This is a genomic window from Streptomyces sp. NPDC047525, assembly GCF_040643025.1.
GTDB lineage: Bacteria > Actinomycetota > Actinomycetes > Streptomycetales > Streptomycetaceae > Streptomyces > Streptomyces durmitorensis.
This window is the reverse complement of the sequence record NZ_JBEYTL010000004.1, coordinates 601942-619694: the sequence shown is the minus strand read 5'-3', so window position 1 is coordinate 619694 and position 17753 is coordinate 601942. Positions and strand designations below refer to the sequence as shown.

14 protein-coding genes and 1 riboswitch are annotated in these 17753 nt (G+C 72.0%); of the genes, 6 read left to right on the top strand and 8 right to left on the bottom strand.

The window, feature by feature from the left end; translation table 11 throughout:
- Nucleotides 1-182 precede the first annotated feature (182 nt).
- Nucleotides 183-1427 (bottom strand): cytochrome P450, encoded by a 1245-nt coding sequence (locus tag ABZ833_RS15220; protein WP_361046111.1) that lies wholly within the window; start codon nt 1425-1427, stop codon nt 183-185.
- A gap of 282 nt (nt 1428-1709) precedes the next feature.
- On the opposite strand from ABZ833_RS15220, the gene ABZ833_RS15215 reads away from it, so the two are divergent.
- Nucleotides 1710-2879, top strand: coding sequence for a steroid 3-ketoacyl-CoA thiolase (locus tag ABZ833_RS15215; protein WP_361046108.1), 1170 nt, complete (start codon nt 1710-1712; stop codon nt 2877-2879).
- A 126-nt stretch (nt 2880-3005) separates the two neighbouring features.
- On the opposite strand, the gene ABZ833_RS15210 is transcribed toward ABZ833_RS15215, so the two are convergent.
- From ABZ833_RS15210 to ABZ833_RS15180, 7 genes are all read right to left on the bottom strand, one after another.
- On the bottom strand, nt 3006-3461 hold the full coding sequence (locus ABZ833_RS15210; RefSeq protein WP_249590171.1) for a transglycosylase SLT domain-containing protein: 456 nt from the start codon (nt 3459-3461) through the stop codon (nt 3006-3008).
- 347 nt (nt 3462-3808) lie between these two features.
- On the bottom strand, nt 3809-4672 hold the full coding sequence (locus ABZ833_RS15205) for an ECF transporter S component (RefSeq protein ID WP_361046105.1): 864 nt from the start codon (nt 4670-4672) through the stop codon (nt 3809-3811).
- Complete coding sequence (locus ABZ833_RS15200; protein ID WP_361046102.1) at nt 4669-6357, bottom strand: ATP-binding cassette domain-containing protein; 1689 nt, start codon at nt 6355-6357, stop codon at nt 4669-4671. The genes ABZ833_RS15205 and ABZ833_RS15200 overlap by 4 nt, the downstream gene beginning before the upstream one ends.
- On the bottom strand, nt 6354-7523 hold the full coding sequence (locus ABZ833_RS15195) for an energy-coupling factor transporter transmembrane component T (RefSeq protein WP_361046099.1): 1170 nt from the start codon (nt 7521-7523) through the stop codon (nt 6354-6356). Before ABZ833_RS15195 ends, ABZ833_RS15200 begins: the two co-directional genes overlap by 4 nt.
- 8 nt (nt 7524-7531) lie before the next feature.
- On the bottom strand, nt 7532-8209 hold the full coding sequence (locus ABZ833_RS15190) for an SCO2322 family protein (RefSeq protein WP_361046097.1): 678 nt from the start codon (nt 8207-8209) through the stop codon (nt 7532-7534).
- On the bottom strand, nt 8206-9432 hold the full coding sequence (locus tag ABZ833_RS15185) for a prenyltransferase/squalene oxidase repeat-containing protein (protein ID WP_361046094.1): 1227 nt from the start codon (nt 9430-9432) through the stop codon (nt 8206-8208). The genes ABZ833_RS15190 and ABZ833_RS15185 overlap by 4 nt, the downstream gene beginning before the upstream one ends.
- Before the next feature lie 144 nt (nt 9433-9576).
- Nucleotides 9577-9646: riboswitch (cobalamin riboswitch) on the bottom strand.
- Nucleotides 9647-9748: 102 nt separating this feature from the next.
- On the bottom strand, nt 9749-10798 hold the full coding sequence (locus ABZ833_RS15180) for an MBL fold metallo-hydrolase (protein ID WP_361046092.1): 1050 nt from the start codon (nt 10796-10798) through the stop codon (nt 9749-9751).
- A 213-nt stretch (nt 10799-11011) separates the two neighbouring features.
- Here ABZ833_RS15180 and ABZ833_RS15175 point away from each other — a divergent pair, with 213 nt between their 5' ends.
- The 5 genes from ABZ833_RS15175 (at nt 11012) to ABZ833_RS15155 (ending at nt 17669) form a co-directional block, all read left to right on the top strand.
- Nucleotides 11012-12478, top strand: coding sequence for an aldehyde dehydrogenase (locus ABZ833_RS15175; protein WP_361046089.1), 1467 nt, complete (start codon nt 11012-11014; stop codon nt 12476-12478).
- A complete protein-coding gene (locus ABZ833_RS15170) occupies nt 12478-12711 on the top strand; it encodes a ferredoxin (RefSeq protein ID WP_361046086.1) in 234 nt (77 codons plus the stop codon). The genes ABZ833_RS15175 and ABZ833_RS15170 overlap by 1 nt, the downstream gene beginning before the upstream one ends.
- A 205-nt stretch (nt 12712-12916) precedes the next feature.
- Nucleotides 12917-15607 carry a class III lanthionine synthetase LanKC gene (gene lanKC / locus ABZ833_RS15165; RefSeq protein ID WP_361046083.1) on the top strand — a complete coding sequence of 897 codons (2691 nt, stop codon included), beginning with the start codon at nt 12917-12919 and terminating at the stop codon, nt 15605-15607.
- Nucleotides 15608-15651: 44 nt separating this feature from the next.
- The gene (locus ABZ833_RS15160; RefSeq protein ID WP_249590181.1) at nt 15652-15780 is read left to right on the top strand and encodes a SapB/AmfS family lanthipeptide; all 129 of its coding nucleotides are present in this window, start codon (nt 15652-15654) and stop codon (nt 15778-15780) included.
- Between the two features lie 155 nt (nt 15781-15935).
- Nucleotides 15936-17669, top strand: a complete 1734-nt coding sequence (locus ABZ833_RS15155) for an ABC transporter ATP-binding protein (protein ID WP_361046079.1) — start codon at nt 15936-15938, stop codon at nt 17667-17669.
- Nucleotides 17670-17753 lie beyond the last annotated feature (84 nt).

The window sequence follows — 17753 nt, the reverse complement described above, 5'->3', positions numbered from 1 at the left end:
CCGTTCGAAGTCTTGGAGAGGCAACGTTTGCTTCTCAAGACGCGTAACGCAACGGAAACGTTGGCTTTGGACCGCACCTGGCCGGATATGCCACCCGGATGCGGCCGTGGCCCCGGATGGAGCCAGGGGGAGGCAGGGGCAGGGCGTAGGGGGGAGTCGCCCCTGCCTCCCTGGCAAGCAGGTCAGCCCGTGCTGACCTGCAGTTCCTTGACGCCGTTCAGCCAGGCCGAGCGGAGCCTGCGGGGGTCGGAGACCAGTCGCAGATCGGGCAGCGCGTCCGCGATCGCGTTGAAGATGAGGTTGATCTCCAGGACCGCGAGCGACTTGCCGAGGCAGAAGTGCGGGCCTCCGCCGCCGAAGCCCAGGTGCGGGTTCGGGTCGCGGCTGATGTCGAACTTCCCCGGCTCGTCGAACACTTCGGGGTCGTTGTTGGCCGAGGAGTAGAAGATCCCGACGCGGTCGCCCTTCCTGATCGTCACGTCCCCGATCTCGGTGTCCTGGGTCGCGGTGCGCTGGAAGGAGACGACGGGGGTCGCCCAGCGCACGATCTCCTCGGCAGTGGTCTGAGGGCGCTCGCGCTTGAAGAGCTCCCACTGCTCGGGGTGGGTGAGGAAGGCGTGCATGCCGTGGGTGATGGCGTTGCGGGTCGTCTCGTTTCCGGCCACGGCGAGCAGGATGACGAAGAAGCCGAACTCGTCGGAGGAGAGGTTGCCCTCGTCCTCGGCGGCCACCAGCTGGCTGACGATGTCCTTGGCCGGGCACTCCTTGCGGGCGGCGGCGAGGTTCATCGCGTACGAGACGATCTCCATGGCCGCCTCGGCGCCGACCTCCTCGGTGATCGCGTACTCGGGGTCGTCGTAGGCCGCCATCTTGTTGGACCAGTCGAAGATCTTCGTCCGGTCGTCCTGCGGCACGCCGATGAGCTCGGCGATGGCCTGGAGGGGGAGTTCGACGGCGACGTTCGTGACGAAGTCGAAGGAGCCGTCGGCCTTGGCGTTCGCCAGGGCCGTCTCGACGATGGAGCCCGCGCGGTCGCGCAGGGCGTCCTCCAGGGAGCGGATGGCGCGGGGCGTGAAGCCGCGCTGCACGATCTGGCGGACCCGGGTGTGCTCGGGCGGGTCCATGTTCAACATGATCATCTTCTGGACCTCGATCTGGTCCCGACTGATCGTCTCGTTGAACCGGATGACCGCGGTGTTGAGGTTCGAGGAGAACAACTCCGGGTGCGTGGAGACGTACTTGACGTCCGCGTGCCGCGTGACGGCCCAGTACCCCGAGTCGTCGAAGCCGGAGATGCGTGGCGGCTGGGCGATCCAGCGCACCGGTTCCGTCTGCCGCAGCTGGGCGAACTCCGGGAGGGGTACGCGCTCTTGGAGCAGGTCGGGGTCGGTGAAGTCGAACCCGTCGGGCAGCGCTGGACAGGGCATCGGCAACTCCAGGAGTTCAGTTCCGGTAGTGAGTCGTGGTGCTGAGTCGTGGCTCTGTGTTCTGACGGTCCATCAGGAGATGCCCCGCAAGGTAGTAACGGGTTCTACAAGTGGCAAGGCCCGCGACGGGTCCGCTTTCGTGCAGGTAGTGCGCAAGGTGCGTGCAAGCCCCTTGCGGCGGTGGGGTCGGGCTCAGCAGACTGCATGCAGAACTAGAACGCGTACTAGTTCTCCGCGCGGGTGCCGGGACACTCCCGCGGGATGTGGATGGAGAGGACGCCCATGGCCGCGGAACCTGTCATCGTCGAAGCCGTACGCACCCCCATAGGCAAGCGCGGCGGCGCGCTCGCCAATCTCCACCCCGCCTATCTGCTCGGCGAGACCTACCGCGAGCTCCTCGGCCGTACGGGCATCCACGCGGACTGCGTCGAGCAGATCGTGGGCGGCACGGTGACCCACGCCGGGGAGCAGTCCATGAACCCCGCGCGCACGGCCTGGCTCACGATGGGCCTTCCCTACGAGACCGCGGCGACGACGGTGGACTGTCAGTGCGGCTCGTCGCAGCAGGCGAGCCACATGGTGGCCAACATGGTCGCCGCCGGTGTCATCGACGTCGGCATCAGCTGCGGCGTCGAGGCGATGTCGCGGGTGCCGCTGGGCTCGGGCTCCAAGCACGGTCCGGGGAAGCCCTTCCCCGAGGAGTGGAACGTCGATCTGCCCAACCAGTTCGAGGCGGCCGAGCGGATCGCCCGCAACCGGGCTCTCACGCGGGAGAACGTCGACTCGCTCGGCCTCATCTCGCAGGAGCGTGCCGCCACCGCCTGGGCCGAGGAGCGCTTCAAACGCGAGACGTTCGCCGTCCAGGTCCCCACCACGGAGGAGGAGCAGGCCGCGGGGCAGGGCATGTGGCGGCTCGTCGACCGGGACGAGGGGCTGCGGGACACCACGATGGAGGGCCTTGAGCGGCTCAAGCCGGTGATGCCGACCGCCGTGCACACCGCGGGCAACTCCTCGCAGATCTCGGACGGCGCGGCGGCGATCATGTGGGCGTCGAAGCGGATGGCGCGCGCCCTGAAGCTGAAGCCGCGCGCGCGGATCGTGGCGCAGGCGCTCGTGGGCGCCGATCCGCACTTCCACCTGGACGGGCCGATCGACGCGACGCGGGCGGTCCTGGGCAAGGCGGGGATGTCCCTGAAGGACATCGACCTCGTGGAGATCAACGAAGCCTTCGCCTCGGTGGTCCTCAGCTGGGCGCAGGTCTTCGAGCAGGACCTGGAGAAGGTGAACGTGAACGGGGGCGCGATTGCGTTGGGGCATCCCGTGGGGGCGACCGGGGCTCGGCTCATCACGACCGCCCTGCATGAACTGGAGCGCCGGGACAAGGAGTTCGCGCTGATCACGATGTGCGCGGGTGGAGCCGTGGCCACGGGGACGATCATTCAGCGGCTGTAGGCCGCCGCGGAAGCCGAAAACGCCGGACAGGCTGGAAAATCCAGCCTGTCCGGCGTTTGAGGACGAACTCGGCGAAGCCGGTGATTCGTGGTGCGCAGAGCTTCGTTCAGGCGGCAGAGCCGAGGCTCAGTACCACCCGTTGGCCTGCCAGTGGGCCCAGGCGCCCGTCGGGCTGCCGTAGCGGTCGTTCATGTAGTCGAGGCCCCACTTGATCTGGGTCTCGGGGTTGGTCTTCCAGTCCGAGCCCGCCGATGCCATCTTCGAGGCGGGCAGGGCCTGGACCAGGCCGTAGGCGCCGGAGGAGGAGTTCGTCGCCTTGTGGTTCCAGTGGCTCTCGTGCTCGACGATCTTGCTGAACGCCTGGTACTGCGCGGCGTCCGGGATCATCTTCTTCGCGATCGCCTGGGCCGAGGAAGGAGCCGCGGCGGGAGCGGCGGCCGGAGCGGCCGCCTTCGCCTCGGTCGGGGCGGCGGCCTGGGCCGGACCCGCCATGAGCACCATGCCGGTCGTGGCGGCGGCCAGGGCGGCACCGGTGAGGGCCTTCTTCGGGGTGGCGATGCGGCTCAGGAGCGTGGCGGACAAAGCGTGACCTTCCGTGGGGGACATGGTGTCGCGGGCACGCCGTGGGCCACGGGAGTGTGGCGGGGGGAATGCGTCGGCGCCCTGGGCCTTGAGGCCGTCGGCGCCGTGCGACTCGATCCAGAGAAACAGGGCTGCCGCGTCTCCGCAATGACCCCTTTTACTAGTGGATGTCGCATGTGCGCGGAAGGTCCTTCGTGTGACGTGGCTCTCAATCCCCAGGTCAGGGCGCATATTGGCGCGTCCGCGTCAAGACAAATGATCTACGGCCCCGCCTAGTAGAGGACCAAGGTCCTGTGGGCCGCCTCACCGCGAAGGGACCCTTTCGGTCACGGAGAGCCGACGGCCGGCTACGCCTTCGGACCCTCGAATGTGACCTGGGCCTCGAAGGCGGCCCGGCGCGTGGCCCGGCGCAGCGCCTTCAGGACGGCGGGACCGAGAGCGAGGCTCAGCAGGACGGTGACGACGGCGCGGGGCAGGTCCCAGCCGAGCGAGGTCGCCAGGCAGTACGCGATGAAGCGGCCGAGGTTCTCGCCGACGGGGTCGCCCGGCACGAAGGAGACGCCGGTCGCGAGGCCGCCGAGGTAGGGCCAGCCCTGAAGGTTCATGACGGTGCCGTACAGGACGGACGAGACGGACCCGTAGGCGGCGAGGAGCCACAGCTCGCCGCGCCCGCGCAGGGTGTCGGGGCCCGGCAGCAGCCCCGCGCCCATGCAGACCCACCCCATGGACAGCATCTGGAACGGCATCCACGGCCCGACACCGCCGGTGAGCAGCGCCGAGGCGAACATCGACACCGCACCGAGCACGAACCCGAACCCGGGTCCGAGCACGCGCCCGCTGAGCACCATGAGGAAGAACATCGGCTCGATCCCGGCCGTCCCCGCCCCCAGCGGCCGCAGCGCGGCCCCGGCGGCGGCGAGCACCCCGAGCATCGCGATGGCCTTCGCGTCGAGCCCGACATCGGCGATGGTCGCCACGACCACGGCGAGCAGCAGCGGCAGCAGCGCCGCGAACAGCCAGGGCGCGTCCTGGGCGTGCGCGCTCAGGCCCGATTCCCCGCCCGCGATGAGTGGCCACCCGAAGGCCACGACACCGACCGCGCTGACGAGCGCGAGGGCGCCGATGGAGCGCGGGCCCAGGCGGATGGGCCGCGCCTGACGGGCGGCGGGAGGAACAGGAGGAACAGGAGGAACAGGAGAGGAGGGGCTCATGCGCTGCCGCCCTCCGCGCGCAACGCGTCCCGTACCTCCGTGACCGTCAGCCACTGCTGCGGGGCCAGGATCTTGGTGGTCTGCGGGGCGAAGGACGGGGACGAGACGACGATCTCCGGGGTCGGGCCGTCCGCGACGATCTCGCCGTCGGCGAGGATCGCCACCCGGTGGGCCAGTTCCGCCGCCAGCTCCACGTCGTGCGTGGCCAGGACGATCGCGTGGCCCTCGGCGGCGAGGCCGCGCAGGAGCGTGACCAGACGCGCCTTGGCCGCGTAGTCGAGGCCACGGGTCGGCTCGTCCAGGAGGAGAAGGGGAGGGCGGGCCGTCAGGACGATCGCCAGGGCCAGGGTGAGGCGCTGGCCCTCCGAGAGGTCGCGGGGGTGGGTGTCGTCCGCGATGCCGGGGAGCAGCTCCGTGACCAGGGCGCGGCAGGTGCCGGGCACCGCCGACGCGTCGTGGTCCGCCGCCGCGCACTCGGCGGCCACGGTGTCCGCGTACAGGAGGTCACGCGGTTCCTGGGGGACCAGGCCCACGTGGCGGATCAGCTCGCGGGGGCCCGTGCGGTGCGGGATCGCGCCGCCGACGCGGACCGATCCGGCCGCCGGTTCGAGCAGCCCCACCAGGGTCGACAGGAGCGTGGACTTCCCGGCGCCGTTGCGGCCCATCAGGGCCACCGTCTCGCCCGCGCGGACGGTGAGGTCCACGCGGCGCAGGGCCTCCACCCGGCCCCGCCGGACGCCCAGACCGGAGACGCTCGCGGCGGCCGCCTCCGGGGCGTCGGTCTGCTTCGTACGCCGGAAGAGGCTCGGCCTGCCCGCCGCCGGAGGCACGGCCACGGCTTCCTCGCGCGGCCCGGCTGCGGCTCCGGCGAGCGCCAGGCGCTCCCGCAGCGCGCCCGCCCTGCGCCGCGCGTCGCGCACCGTCAGCGGAAGGGGAGACCACCCGGCGAGCCGGCCGAGGCCCACCACCGGCGGGTAGACCGGCGAGACGGCCATCAGCGCGGCGGGATCCCCGAGCACGGGAGCCTCGCCCGGCGCCGCGAGCAGCAGCACCTGGTCGGCGTACTGCACGACCCGCTCCAGGCGGTGCTCGGCCATCAGGACCGTCGTGCCCAGGTCGTGGACCAGCCGCTGCAGTACGGCAAGGACCTCCTCGGCGGCGGCCGGGTCCAGGGCCGACGTCGGTTCGTCGAGGACGAGGACCTGGGGGTGCGGCGTCAGCACCGAGCCGATGGCGACGCGCTGCTGCTGACCGCCGGAGAGCGTGGCGATGGGGCGGTCGCGCAGATCGGCCAGGCCAAGGAGGTCGAGGGTCTCCTCGACCCGGCGGCGCATCACTTCGGGGGCGAGTCCGAGCGACTCCATCCCGTACGCGAGCTCGTCCTCGACCGTGTCCGTCACGAAGTGCGAGAGCGGATCCTGGCCCACCGTGCCGACGACGTCGGCGAGTTCACGCGGCTTGTGCGTACGGGTGTCGCGCCCCGCCACGGTGACCCGCCCCCGCAGCGTGCCCCCGGTGAAGTGCGGCACGAGCCCGCTCACCGTGCCGAGCAGCGTCGACTTGCCGACCCCGGAAGGGCCGACGAGGAGCACCAACTCGCCCTCGGGCACGGCGAGATCGACCCCGCGCACGGTGGGCTCCGCGACCCCTTCGTACGTCACGGAGGCATCCTCGAAGCGGATCATGAGGACTCCTTGGTGCGAGCGGGGGCGCGAACAGGGGTGGCGGAATCGGCGGGCACCGGCGCCACGAAGGCGGGCAGGAGGCCGATGAGGATGGCCGCGGCGGGCCACAGCGGCAGCGTCGGCGCCGTCAGGGGGACGACTCCGGGGTGCAGGGCGGACGCGTCGTACGAGGCGGCCCAGATCATCAGGCCCGCCACCGCGATGCCCGACCCGGCGACGAGCCAGGCGCGCACGCCCCAGGGGTCGGGGCGGTAGCGGGTGCGCACGGAGCGCCGCCCGCCCAGGTGAAGCCCCGCGAGGGCGGCGACGAGCCCGGCGGCCAGGACCGGCAGGCCGTAGCCCGTGCCTCCCTCGGAGAGCAGGCCGTACGTTCCCGCGCAGACGCCCATCAGACCGCCGAGGGTCAGGACGGCCGTGGTCCTGCGCACCCCGGCGGGCACGGGCGCGCTGCGGCCGAAGCCGCGCGCGTCCATCGCGGCGGCCAGAGCCACCGACCGCTCAAGGGCGCCTTCGAGGACCGGGAGCCCGACCTGGAGCAGCCCCCGGATGCCCTTGTCGGCGCGCCCGCGAAGGCGCCGCGCGGCACGAAGCCGCTGCACGTCCATGATCAGGTTCGGTGCGAACGTCATCGCGACGACGATCGCGACCCCCACCTCGTACAGCGCGCCCGGCAGCGACTTGAGCAGCCGGGCCGGGCTTGCGAGGGCGTTGGCGGCGCCGACGCAGATGAGGAGACCGGCCAGGCGCACCCCGTCGTAGAGCGCGAAGAGCAGCCCCTCGGCCGTCACCCGGCCCCCGATCCGCACCCCCTTCGCCCAGTCGGGCAGCGGCACCTCGGGGAGCGTCACGACGACATGGCTGCCGGGGATGGGGGAGCCGAGGACGACGGCGAAGACGAGCCGGATCGCGATCACGAAGAGGCCCAGCTTCACGAAGGCCCCGTACGACTTGGCCCACGGGGCGGACGTCCTGCGGGCCGCGACGACATAGCCCGCGACCCCGATGAGCAGCCCGAGCAGCAGGGGATTGGTGGTGCGGGACGCCGCGACCCCGAGGCCGAGCGCCCACACCCACCAGGCGCCCGGGTGCAGCGCGTTGCTCCGGTGGGCTTCGGGGGCCAGACGCCGCCGCAGCGCACCGGGAGCGGTGCTCGGGTGATCCTTCATCGTGCGGGTCAGCCGCGTCGGCGGCGTGCCTGCCAGACGGCGGCACCGCCGAGCAGGGCGATGGCGGCCACGCCCGCGATCAGGCCGACGGAGGGACCGCCGGAGTCGTCCTTCCCGCCGGACTCGCTCGCGGTCGGCTTCTTCTCCGCCTTCTCGGACTGCCCGTTGCCCGCCACCTGCTCCCCGCAGCCCGACTTCGGGTAGTCCGCGATGGCGCACAGCAGGGCGTTGCTGTCGTAGCGCAGCGGCTTGGCGACCGCGGCAAGGGCGTCCGCGCTGGTCGCGTCGTCGGCGACCTGCGCGCAGGCGGTACGCGGCTTCGGCGGACTCTCGCCGTCGGGGGCGTCACCCGGCGTGCCGAAGTCGACGACCAGGGCGATCCGCTTGCGGTCGTCCTTGGCGGGGGTCTTGGCGCAGATGGTGTCGAAGTCCGCGGTGCCGCGCGGCTTCGCGGCGTCCTTCGAGTCCTCGGACACGGAGAACCGGAAGCCCTGGACGGCACCGTCGTCGGGGCGGGCGGTGCTCGGCCCCTGACTCGCATACGCCCACTTCGCGCCGTCCCGGTCCCAGAAGGACCAGTAGCGGTAGCCGGCGGCCTGGGCGGGGGCGGCGGCGAGGACGCCGAACAGGGCGGCGATAAGCGCCCCGATCACCAGGCGTCCGCACCGCGCGCGACCCCGCGTCACAGCTGCTGCTTCTTCTTGTTGCCGCTGTACAGGAAGCCGATGCCGATACCGGCGACCATGCCGACGCCGATGATCCACCAGATGCTCACGCCGCTGCCGTCGGCGTCGTCGGTGGCCTTCTTCTCGCCGTCGGCCTCCTCGGTCGCCTGCGGGGCCGGACCCTGCGCGTTGAGCTGCTTGACCAGGTCCGCGCCGCCGAAGTCGCGCGGGTCCATGCCCGCGGCGTGGGCGGCGAAGATCAGCTGGGCGTAGGCGGCGGGGCCTGACTTCTTGGCCCACTCGGCCGAGTTCTTCGCCAGCCACTGGGCCGACTTCTCGGCCTGCTCCTGCTGGCCGGCCGCGGCGAGCGCGAGCACGGAGTCCGCGGTGTTGCCCAGGTCGGGCATGTTCTTGGCGCCGGGCATCGACGACATCAGGTGGTCGTCGCCCTTGGCGAGGGTCTTGAGGAGGTAGCCCGTGCCGTTCGACGCCGCCTGCTCGGAGCTGTCCGCCTTGGCGCACTTCGGGGCGGCGGCCGTCTTCTTGGCGGGCTCCACCACCAGGCCCTTGCCGTGGCCGCCCAGGACACCGGCCGCCGTCGCGTCCGCGTTCGGCGAGAGCTTGCCGGACTTGACGTCCGCGAGGCCGAAGGCGCCGCCGTCCTTCTCACAGCTCATCGAGAGGGCGGGCAGTGCGTCGTACGGGGACTTGCCGTCCTGGTTCTTCACCGACTGCGGCTTCTCGCCCGCCGCGGTCAGCGCGCCGATCACGATGCCGGTGGAGTTGGCGTCGGAGTCCATGCCGGGGCTGTAGCCCCAGCCGCCGTCCTTGTTCTGCACCGACTTCAGCCAGCCGACGCTCTTCTTGACGGCCTTGTCCTGACCGCCGAGCGCGGCGAGCGCCTGCACGGCGGACGCCGTCGCGTTGCTGTCGAACATCGTCTTGGAGTCGCACGGCTCGCCCGCGTCGGCGCGGTACGCGGCGAAGCCGCCGCTGTCGCAGCTCTGGCCCGTGAGCCAGTCGACGGACTTCGCCGCGGGCTTCACACCGGCCGAGTCCTGGGCGAGCAGGGCGTACGACTGCCGGAACACCCCGTCGAACTTGGGGTCCGCGTCGCCGTACAGACCGGAAGGAAGGGCGGCGGAGGGCGACGGTGACGCACTCTCCGCGAAGGCGGCCGGGGCGGCGGCCGAACCGAACACGGCGACGGCGGCCAGGACCGCTGCGCTGCGGCGAACGTTCATGATGCGGCGGGTGCCTCTCCCTGCGGGGAGCGGGGCAGCACGGGCGCGTAGCGGGCACGGGCACCGGGCGGCTCCGGCTCCGTATACCTCGACGGTGCCGGTCGCCGGAGGTTCCGACGACGCGAGCCGGTCACGCTTCGTACCGGGCATTCCGGCTCACCGCTCGACGCGGTATACGGCTGCGGGTCAGCGCCGGATTCGCACCGGCTTCCCCCCGTACGGGCATGATGACGACGGGGCCACTCTACCGGCCCGTAGGGGGAGTGGCCCGGGGCGCCCGGACCCGGCCGGAGACCGACCGCTCCCCGGCCGGAGGTCACACCGCCCGGTACCGCACCGGATCGTTGCCCACCGCCTCCGCGCGCCCCAGCTTCACCAGGCGCCGCACATGGGCCTCGGCCTCGGAGACCGCGATGTTCCGTGAGCCGTAGCGGATCTCGGCCCAGGGGCGGTTCCACTCCATCTGCTCGGCGAGCTGCCAGGGCGTGAGGGGCTCGGCGAGGAGGGCCAGCAGGTCGGTGAGGCGCTCCTCGTGGTGGGCCAGGATCTCCCGCACGCGGGCCGGGGCGTCCGTGAACGCGTACTGGTGGGCGGGCAGCACCTCGGCGACCCCCAGGCGGCCGATGCGCTCCAGGGAGTCGATGTAGTCGCCGAGGGGGTCGGTGACGGTCTCGTCGTCGGGGTCCTCGTACAGGCCGATGTGCGGGGTGATCCCGGGGAGCAGATGGTCGCCGGAGAACAGGCGGCCGTGTCCGGGCAGTTGAGCCGGGTGCTCCTCCTCCAGGTGCAGGCAGACGTGGCCCGGGGTGTGGCCGGGCGTCCAGATCGCGCGGAGTCGGCGCCCCGGCAGTTCGAGCAGCTCGCCCGGCGTGATGTCGCGGTCGGGGAGCGCGGCGGCCATGCCGGGAAGGCGGGGCGCGCGGCCCGCGTCCCGGGCGGCGATGAGGGGGCCCAGGTGGTCGGCGGGGGCGCCCGCGGCCGTCAGCTTCTCCACCATGTAGTCGAACCAGCGCGCGGGCGGTCCCGTGCGCGTGCGGCGTACGACCGACGCGTCCGCCTCGTGCATCGCGATCCACGCGCCCGACGCCTCGCGGACCTTGGCCGACAGGCCGTGATGGTCGGGGTGGTGGTGGGTGATGACGACACCGTGCACCGCGTCGGGGGACGTGCCGCAGGCGGCGAGACCGGTGGCGAGCGCGTCCCAGGACGTGGGGTCGTCCCAGCCCGTGTCGACGAGGACGGGTCCCGCGTCGGTGTCCAGGAGGTGGACGAGCGTGAAGCCCAGGGGGTTGTCCGGGATCGGGACCTTGATGCTCCACACGCCCCCACCGTGCTCGGTCACCTGCGGGTCGGTCACCTGCGTCATCGGGAGCCCTCATCTCTCGTCGGCTGCGCGGCCACGACCACGGCCCCCACCACCATAACTAGAACTAGTTCCAATGATCGCCCAAGTCGACTGTTTCGACAGGCTACTTGCACCTTGCCCTCCGTGGACTCCTGGAACTAGAACTGGTATCAGTTCTGAAACAGTGTCAGAAAGCGTGCCGCGCAGGCGGAACTCCGCAGGAGGCAGTCAGCCATGACCGAGCTCGTGGAACACGGACAGCTTTTCATCGGCGGGGAGCTGGTGGACCCCCTCGGCAAGGACGTCATCGAGGTGATCTCGCCGCACACCGGCCAGGTCTTCGCGCGGGTGCCGCACGCCGCGCCCGCCGATGTCGACCGGGCCGTCGCCACCGCGCGCAAGGCGTTCGACGAGGGGCCCTGGCCCCGGATGACGCTCGACGAGCGGATGGAGGTCATCACCAGGATCAAGGACGCGATCGCCGTACGGCACGAGGAGATCGCCCGCGTCATCAGCTCCGAGAACGGCACCCCGTACACCTCCAGCATCATGGTGCAGGCCCTCGCCGCCATGATGGTCTGGGACTCGGCGCTCACGGTCGCGCGCGACTTCACCTACGAGGAGGAGCGCGCCGGAGCCCTCGGCAAGATCCTCGTGCGGCGCGAGCCGGTGGGCGTCGTGGCGGCCGTCGTCCCGTGGAACGTCCCGCAGTTCACCGCGGCGGCCAAGCTCGCGCCCGCGCTGCTCGCCGGGTGTCCGGTGATCCTCAAGACCTCGCCCGAGGCGCCGCTCGACGCGTACATACTCGCCGACATCGCCACTGAGGCGGGGCTGCCGAAGGGTGTGCTCTCGATCATCTCGGCGGACCGCGAGGTGAGCGAGTACCTCGTCGGGCACCCCGGCATCGACAAGGTGTCCTTCACCGGCTCCGTCGGCGCGGGCAAGCGCGTCATGGAGGTCGCGGCCCGCAATCTCACCCGCGTGACCCTGGAGTTGGGCGGCAAGTCGGCCGCGGTGATCCTGCCGGACGCGGACGCTGCGACCGCGGTCGCGGGCATCGTCCCCTTCGCCTGGATGATCAACGGCCAGGCCTGCGTGGCCCAGACCCGCATCCTGGTGCCCCACTCCCGCTACGACGAGTTCGCCGAGGCCTTCGCCGCCGCGGCCTCCGCGCTCAAGATCGGCGACCCGCTCGACCCGGAGACCGAACTCGGCCCGCTCGTCGCCCAGCGCCAGCAGCAGCGCTCGCTCGACTACATCCGCATCGGCCAGGAGGAAGGCGCCAAGATCCTGACGGGCGGCGGGCGTCCGGCCGGGCTCGACGACGGCTGGTACGTCGAGCCGACGCTCCTGGGCAGCGTGGACAACTCGATGCGCGTCGCGCGCGAGGAGATCTTCGGCCCGGTCATCTGCCTTCTTCCGTACGGAGACGAGAGCGAGGCAGTGAAGATCGCCAACGACTCGGACTACGGGCTCAGTGGCAGCGTCTGGACGGCGGACGTGGAGCGCGGCATCGACATCGCCCGGCGGGTGCGCACCGGGACGTACTCCGTGAACACCTTCAGCCTCGACATGCTCGGCCCGTTCGGCGGCTACAAGAACTCCGGTCTGGGGCGGGAGTTCGGGCCCGAGGGGTACGGCGAGTACTTCGAGCACAAGATGATCCACCTGCCGGCCGGGTACGAGGGGACGGGTGCCTGATGGGTGACCGCTGGCACGTCGAGGTGGACCGGTCGGTCTGCATCGGCTCCGGGATGTGCGTGATCACGGCACCGGGCGGCTTCGCGCTCGACTCCGCCCGCCAGTCGCACCCCGCGGACCCCGAGACCGACGCCAACGAGAAGGTGCTCGAAGCGGCCGAGGGGTGCCCGGTCGAGGCGATCACCATCACGTTGTCCGGCGGCGGGGAGGTCGTTTTTCCGCCGGAGGAGTAGCGGAGTTCGCACCGGCAACGGGCTTTACTCCCGTGACGCCGTCCGCGCCGGTTTGTGTGGGTCCTGTGTTCATTATGTGCGCTCGAACGTGTGCGAACAGGACTTTACCCATGCGTTCCGCATGCCCGATCGATGACATCCGTGACTGTCCGTCCCCTTTGCGGCCTGGAACTCTCTGACCCAGACGACATGGGGAGGGGACGCCGTGGACAAGCGGTACGAGGTCTACTGTCTGGCCGACAGGTACTTCTACGAGACTCCGGACCGCTTGTCCGTGGGCGGCGCCGCCGCCGCTGCCCCGTTCGCGACGGCGGAGCGCGCCGTCCCGGACGGCTGGCGCTCGGTGCGTGCGGGGGACTGGCTCTCGATCGTCCCTGTCGACGCCGATGGGGAGGCGCGACCCGCCCCTCAGCAGGGCTGGAAGGTCCACGCCTCCGCGACCCTGGGCAACGCCGACCGCGTCGGCGCGATCATCTGGGACTACTGCGTGGAGCGCTCCGTCCCCTTCAAGTTCGTGCCCGCCGCCCACCTCCTGCACCTGCGCAACAGCAAGTACGCGGGGCGCGACAACAGCGGCAAATTCGCCACGATCTACCCGGCCGACGAGGAGCAACTGCGCGCTGTCCTGAATGAGTTGGGCAAGCTGCTCGAAGGTTTCGAGGGTCCCTACATCCTGACCGACCTGCGCTGGGAACAAGGACCGCTCTACGTCAGGTACGGGGCGTTCACGCGGCGCATGTGCGACAACGGCAAGGGCACGCTCGTGCCCGCCATCGAGGACGCCCGGGGCGTGCTCGTGCCCGACTCCCGCGACCCGGCCTTCCGGGTGCCCGAGTGGGTGACGCTGCCCGCGTTCCTCGAACCCCAGCTGGCCGCCCGCAACACGACGACCGTCGGCGACCTGCCGTACCGCATCGAGAAGGCCCTGCACTTCTCCAACGGCGGCGGTGTCTACGCGGGAACCGACACCCGCGACGGCCGCAAGGTCGTCCTGAAGGAAGGCCGGCCGCACGCGGGCCTCGCCGCCGACGGAGCCGATGCCGTCGCCCGGCTCGAGCGGGAGAAGACCGCCCTCGACAAGCTGTCGGGCCTCGGCGTCGCTCCCGAGGTCCGGGACTGGTTCCTGCTCGGCGACCACCGCTTCCTGGTCATGGACTTCATCGAGGGCACCACCCTCAACTCCTTCTTCGCCCACCGGCATCCGCTCCTGGTCAGCAGGCCCGACCCCAAGGACATCGCCGACTACACGGCCTGGGCGCTGCGCATGCACCGCCGCGTCGAGGAGGCCGTCGCCGCGGTGCACGAGCGCGGTGTCGTCTTCAACGACCTCCACCTCTTCAACATCATGGTCGCGCCCGACGAACAGACCGTGGCACTCCTCGACTTCGAGGCGGCGGGATCCGTGGGCGACTCGGGGCGCCAGGTCATGGCGCACCCCGGATTCGTCGCGCCGCCGGACCGCACCGGCACGGGCGTCGACCGCTACGCCCTCGCGTGCCTGCGGCTCGCCCTCTTCCTGCCGGTCACCTCGCTGCTCGCCGTCGACCGGGGCAAGGCCGCACATCTGGCCCAGATGATCGCCATCGAATTCCCGGACGTACCGGCGGAGTTCCTGGCCGACGCGGTGGCGGAGATCGAGCACGGCGGCACCGATGAGCGGGCGCCGGTCCTCGACGCGGGAGCGCCGATGGCCCTGGGCGGGGGCGGTCTTGGGCGGAGCGGGACCGGCGCCACCAAGGCGGCGAGCATGTCCACGGTGTTCGTCGACCCGGCCGACTGGCCCTACAGCCGGGACTCGATGGTCAAGGCGATCCTCGCCTCGGCCACCCCCGAGCGCGACGACCGCCTCTTCCCGGGCGACATCGCCCAGTTCGCCGACAGCGGCGGCCTCGGCCTCGCGCACGGTGCGGCCGGAGTGCTGCTCGCCCTCGACGAGAGCGGCGCCGAGCGCTACGAGGAGGGCGAGCGCTGGCTCCTGAAGCACACCGAGCGCGTCCGCCCCGGCACCCCCCTGGGGCTGCACGACGGCCTGGCGGGCATCGCCCACGTACTCGGCAGGCTCGGGCACAGCGGCCGCGCCCTCGACCTGATGGAGGTCGTCCTCCAGGAGAACTGGCAGCGGCTCTCCTCCGACCTCCAGGGCGGCCTCGCCGGACTCGGCCTCGCCCTCGACGCCCTCGCCCACAGCACCGGCGAGGAGGAACTCGCCCAACACGCGCTCAAGGCAGCGGAGTTGCTCGGCGAGCGGCTCGCCGTCGAAAGCCCTCCGGGCGGGCGGCCGCGGGCCGGGCTGCTGCACGGGGCCACCGGCCCCGCACTCCTCTTCCTGCGGCTCCACGAGCGCAGCGGCGACCCCGCGCTCCTCGACCTCGCGGCGCGGGCCCTGCGCGCGGATCTGGCCCGGTGCGTGGCGCGTCCGGACGGCAGCCTCGGCGTGGACGAGGGCTGGCGCACGATGCCGTACCTCGGCGACGGGAGCGTCGGCATCGGGATGGTCATCGACGACTACCTCGCGCACCGGGACGACGCCGAGTTCGAGGCGGCACGGCCGGGCATCCTGGCCGCCGCGCGCTCACGCTTCTGTGTGCAGCCAGGCCTCTACCAGGGGCGGGCCGGACTCCTGCTCCACCTCAACCGGACCACCGCGCCGGGCGTCGAGCCCGAGGACATCGCCGAGCAGATCGCGGCGCTCGGCTGGTTCTCCATGTCGTACGAGGGCCAACTCGCCTTCCCCGGCAACCAGATGATGCGCCTCTCCATGGACCTGAACACCGGCACGGCGGGCGCTCTCGTGGCCCTGTCGGCCGCGCTCGGTGACGGCGAGGCGCACGTCCCCTTCCTGCCGCCGCCCCGGCGGCAGCCCCAGAGCCGGCCCCGCCACGCAGCGGGGTCGTGACACCACCCATAAGGACAATACGTCCCCAAATGAGAGGGAAGATCATGGCGCTTCTCGACCTGCAGAGCATGGAGTCCGACGAGATGACCGGTGGCGGCGGCGGTGGCGGCGGCCAGAGCACGGCCAGCCTGCTGCTGTGCTGGAGCGAGGTCAGCCTCGTCATCTGTCTGTGACGCGCTTGCGCGCATGAGCGGTACGGCAACTGACGGCCCGGGCGGCGCCCTCTCGAGGGGGCCCGCCCGGGTCCGCCGGCGTCGGCCGCCCCGTCACGGACATCCGGCCACGGACATCCGGCCACGGACACGAGGACTGCGAGGACCCGGACCGCATGGCGACCACGACCCCCCGTCTCCGTCCTCCGCCACCCGCCTCCGACGCGGGCCTGCTGCGCGCGGCGACCCGCCACAGCGCGGCCCGCTGCACGGCCCTTGTGCTGTGCGCCGCCGGGGGCGCGGGAGGGAGCCTGCTCCTGCCGCTCGCGATAGGCCGTGCCCTGGACGCCGTCCTGACCGGCCACGCGACCGGCCACGGCGGGGGCGGCGCGACCCGCTGGATCCTCGCGTGCGCGGGGCTCATCGGCGCGATGGCCCTGCTCGACGCCGTTGACGGCGTCCTCACCGGGACCACCAACGCCCGCACCACGGCCTGGCTGCGCGGTCGCGTGGTGCGCCATGTCCTCGCCGTCGGCCCGCGCACCACCGCACGCTTCGCCCACGGCGACCTGGTGGCACGCCTCATCGACAACGCGGCACACGCGGGCATCGCGCCCGCCACGTTCGCCGCGCTCCTCTCCGCCCTGGCCGTGCCCGTCGGTGCCGTGGTGGCCCTCGCCCTGATCAACGGCTGGCTCGCCGTGGCGTTCATCGCCGGGGTCCCCGTACTCGTCCTGCTCCTGTGGGCGTTCACCCGTGCCACATCCGACTGCGTGGCGAGCTACCAGCGGGTCCAGGGAGACATCGCGGGCCGCCTGTCCGAGGCGATCGGAGGCGTCCGCACCATCGCGGCCGCGCACACCGAGGACAAGGAAGCGGCCCGCGTCCTCGCGCAGCTGCCCGAACTCTCCCGGCACGGCCACCGGATGTGGCAGGTCCAAGGCCGCTCGCAGGCCCAGGCCGTCACGGTCGCGCCGCTCCTGCAGCTCGCGGTCGTCGCGGTGGCCGGACACCAGCTGCTCCAACACCACATCACCGTGGGGGACTTGCTGGCCGCTTCCCGGTACGCGGTGCTCGCCACCGGCATCGGCATGCTCGTCGGACAGCTGGGGGGCATCGCGCGGGCAAGGACGGCGGCACACCGTCTCGGCGAGATCCTCGCGGAACCGGAGACCTCATACGGGACACACGAACTGCCCGCAGGAGACGGCCTGTTGGAGCTGCGCGGCATCAAGGTGACCCGCGGCGGGCGCACCGTGCTCGACGGCGTCGATCTGACGGTGCCCGCGGGCGGCACGCTCGCCGTGGTCGGGCGCTCCGGCGCGGGCAAGTCGCTCCTCGCGTCCGTCGCGGGCCGGCTCGCCGACCCCGACGAAGGGGACGTACGCCTCGACGGCGTCCCCTTGCGTTCGCTCAGCCGCGAGGAGCTGCGCCGCGAGGTCGGCTACGCCTTCGAGCGGCCCGCGCTGCTCGGCACCACCCTGGAGGACACGATCGGCTTCGGAGCACCCCGCCCGGCCCCGCCCCGCATCCGCGAGGCGGCCCGCGCCGCCCATGCCGACCCCTTCATCACCCGCCTCCCCGACGGCTACGCCACGCCCTGCGGGCAGGCGCCGCTGTCCGGAGGCGAGGCCCAACGCCTCGGCCTTGCACGGGCGTTCGCGCGGGGAGGGCGGATCCTGATCCTGGACGACGCGATGTCCAGCCTGGACACGGTGACGGAACACCACATCGCCGAGGCCGTGCTCCACCACACCCCGCACCGCAGCCGCCTGATCATCGCCCACCGCGCGGCGACGGCGGCCCGCGCCGACGTGGTGGCGTGGCTGCACGACGGCCGGATCCGGGCGGTGGGCACGCATGCGGAGCTGTGGGAGCGGCCGGAGTACCGGGAGGTGTTCGGCGCGTGAGGCGTGTCAGGCGCGTGGCGCCGGTGAAGCCCGTGCAGCCGTCCCCGGCCCCGCAGGGCACCTACCACCGAGGCGTCCGCTTCC

Excerpts from the sequence above, each read along its gene's own strand:
- ABZ833_RS15220 (WP_361046111.1), bottom strand. The coding sequence starts at position 1,427 with ATGCCCTGTCCAGCGCTGCCCGACGGGTTCGACTTCACCGACCCCGAC.
- ABZ833_RS15215 (WP_361046108.1), top strand. The coding sequence starts at position 1,710 with ATGGCCGCGGAACCTGTCATCGTCGAAGCCGTACGCACCCCCATAGGC.
- ABZ833_RS15205 (WP_361046105.1), bottom strand. The coding sequence starts at position 4,672 with ATGAGCCCCTCCTCTCCTGTTCCTCCTGTTCCTCCTGTTCCTCCCGCC.
- ABZ833_RS15200 (WP_361046102.1), bottom strand. The coding sequence starts at position 6,357 with ATGATCCGCTTCGAGGATGCCTCCGTGACGTACGAAGGGGTCGCGGAG.
- ABZ833_RS15195 (WP_361046099.1), bottom strand. The coding sequence starts at position 7,523 with ATGAAGGATCACCCGAGCACCGCTCCCGGTGCGCTGCGGCGGCGTCTG.
- ABZ833_RS15185 (WP_361046094.1), bottom strand. The coding sequence starts at position 9,432 with ATGAACGTTCGCCGCAGCGCAGCGGTCCTGGCCGCCGTCGCCGTGTTC.
- ABZ833_RS15180 (WP_361046092.1), bottom strand. The coding sequence starts at position 10,798 with ATGACGCAGGTGACCGACCCGCAGGTGACCGAGCACGGTGGGGGCGTG.
- ABZ833_RS15175 (WP_361046089.1), top strand. The coding sequence starts at position 11,012 with ATGACCGAGCTCGTGGAACACGGACAGCTTTTCATCGGCGGGGAGCTG.
- ABZ833_RS15170 (WP_361046086.1), top strand. The coding sequence starts at position 12,478 with ATGGGTGACCGCTGGCACGTCGAGGTGGACCGGTCGGTCTGCATCGGC.
- ABZ833_RS15160 (WP_249590181.1), top strand. The coding sequence starts at position 15,652 with ATGGCGCTTCTCGACCTGCAGAGCATGGAGTCCGACGAGATGACCGGT.
- ABZ833_RS15155 (WP_361046079.1), top strand. The coding sequence starts at position 15,936 with ATGGCGACCACGACCCCCCGTCTCCGTCCTCCGCCACCCGCCTCCGAC.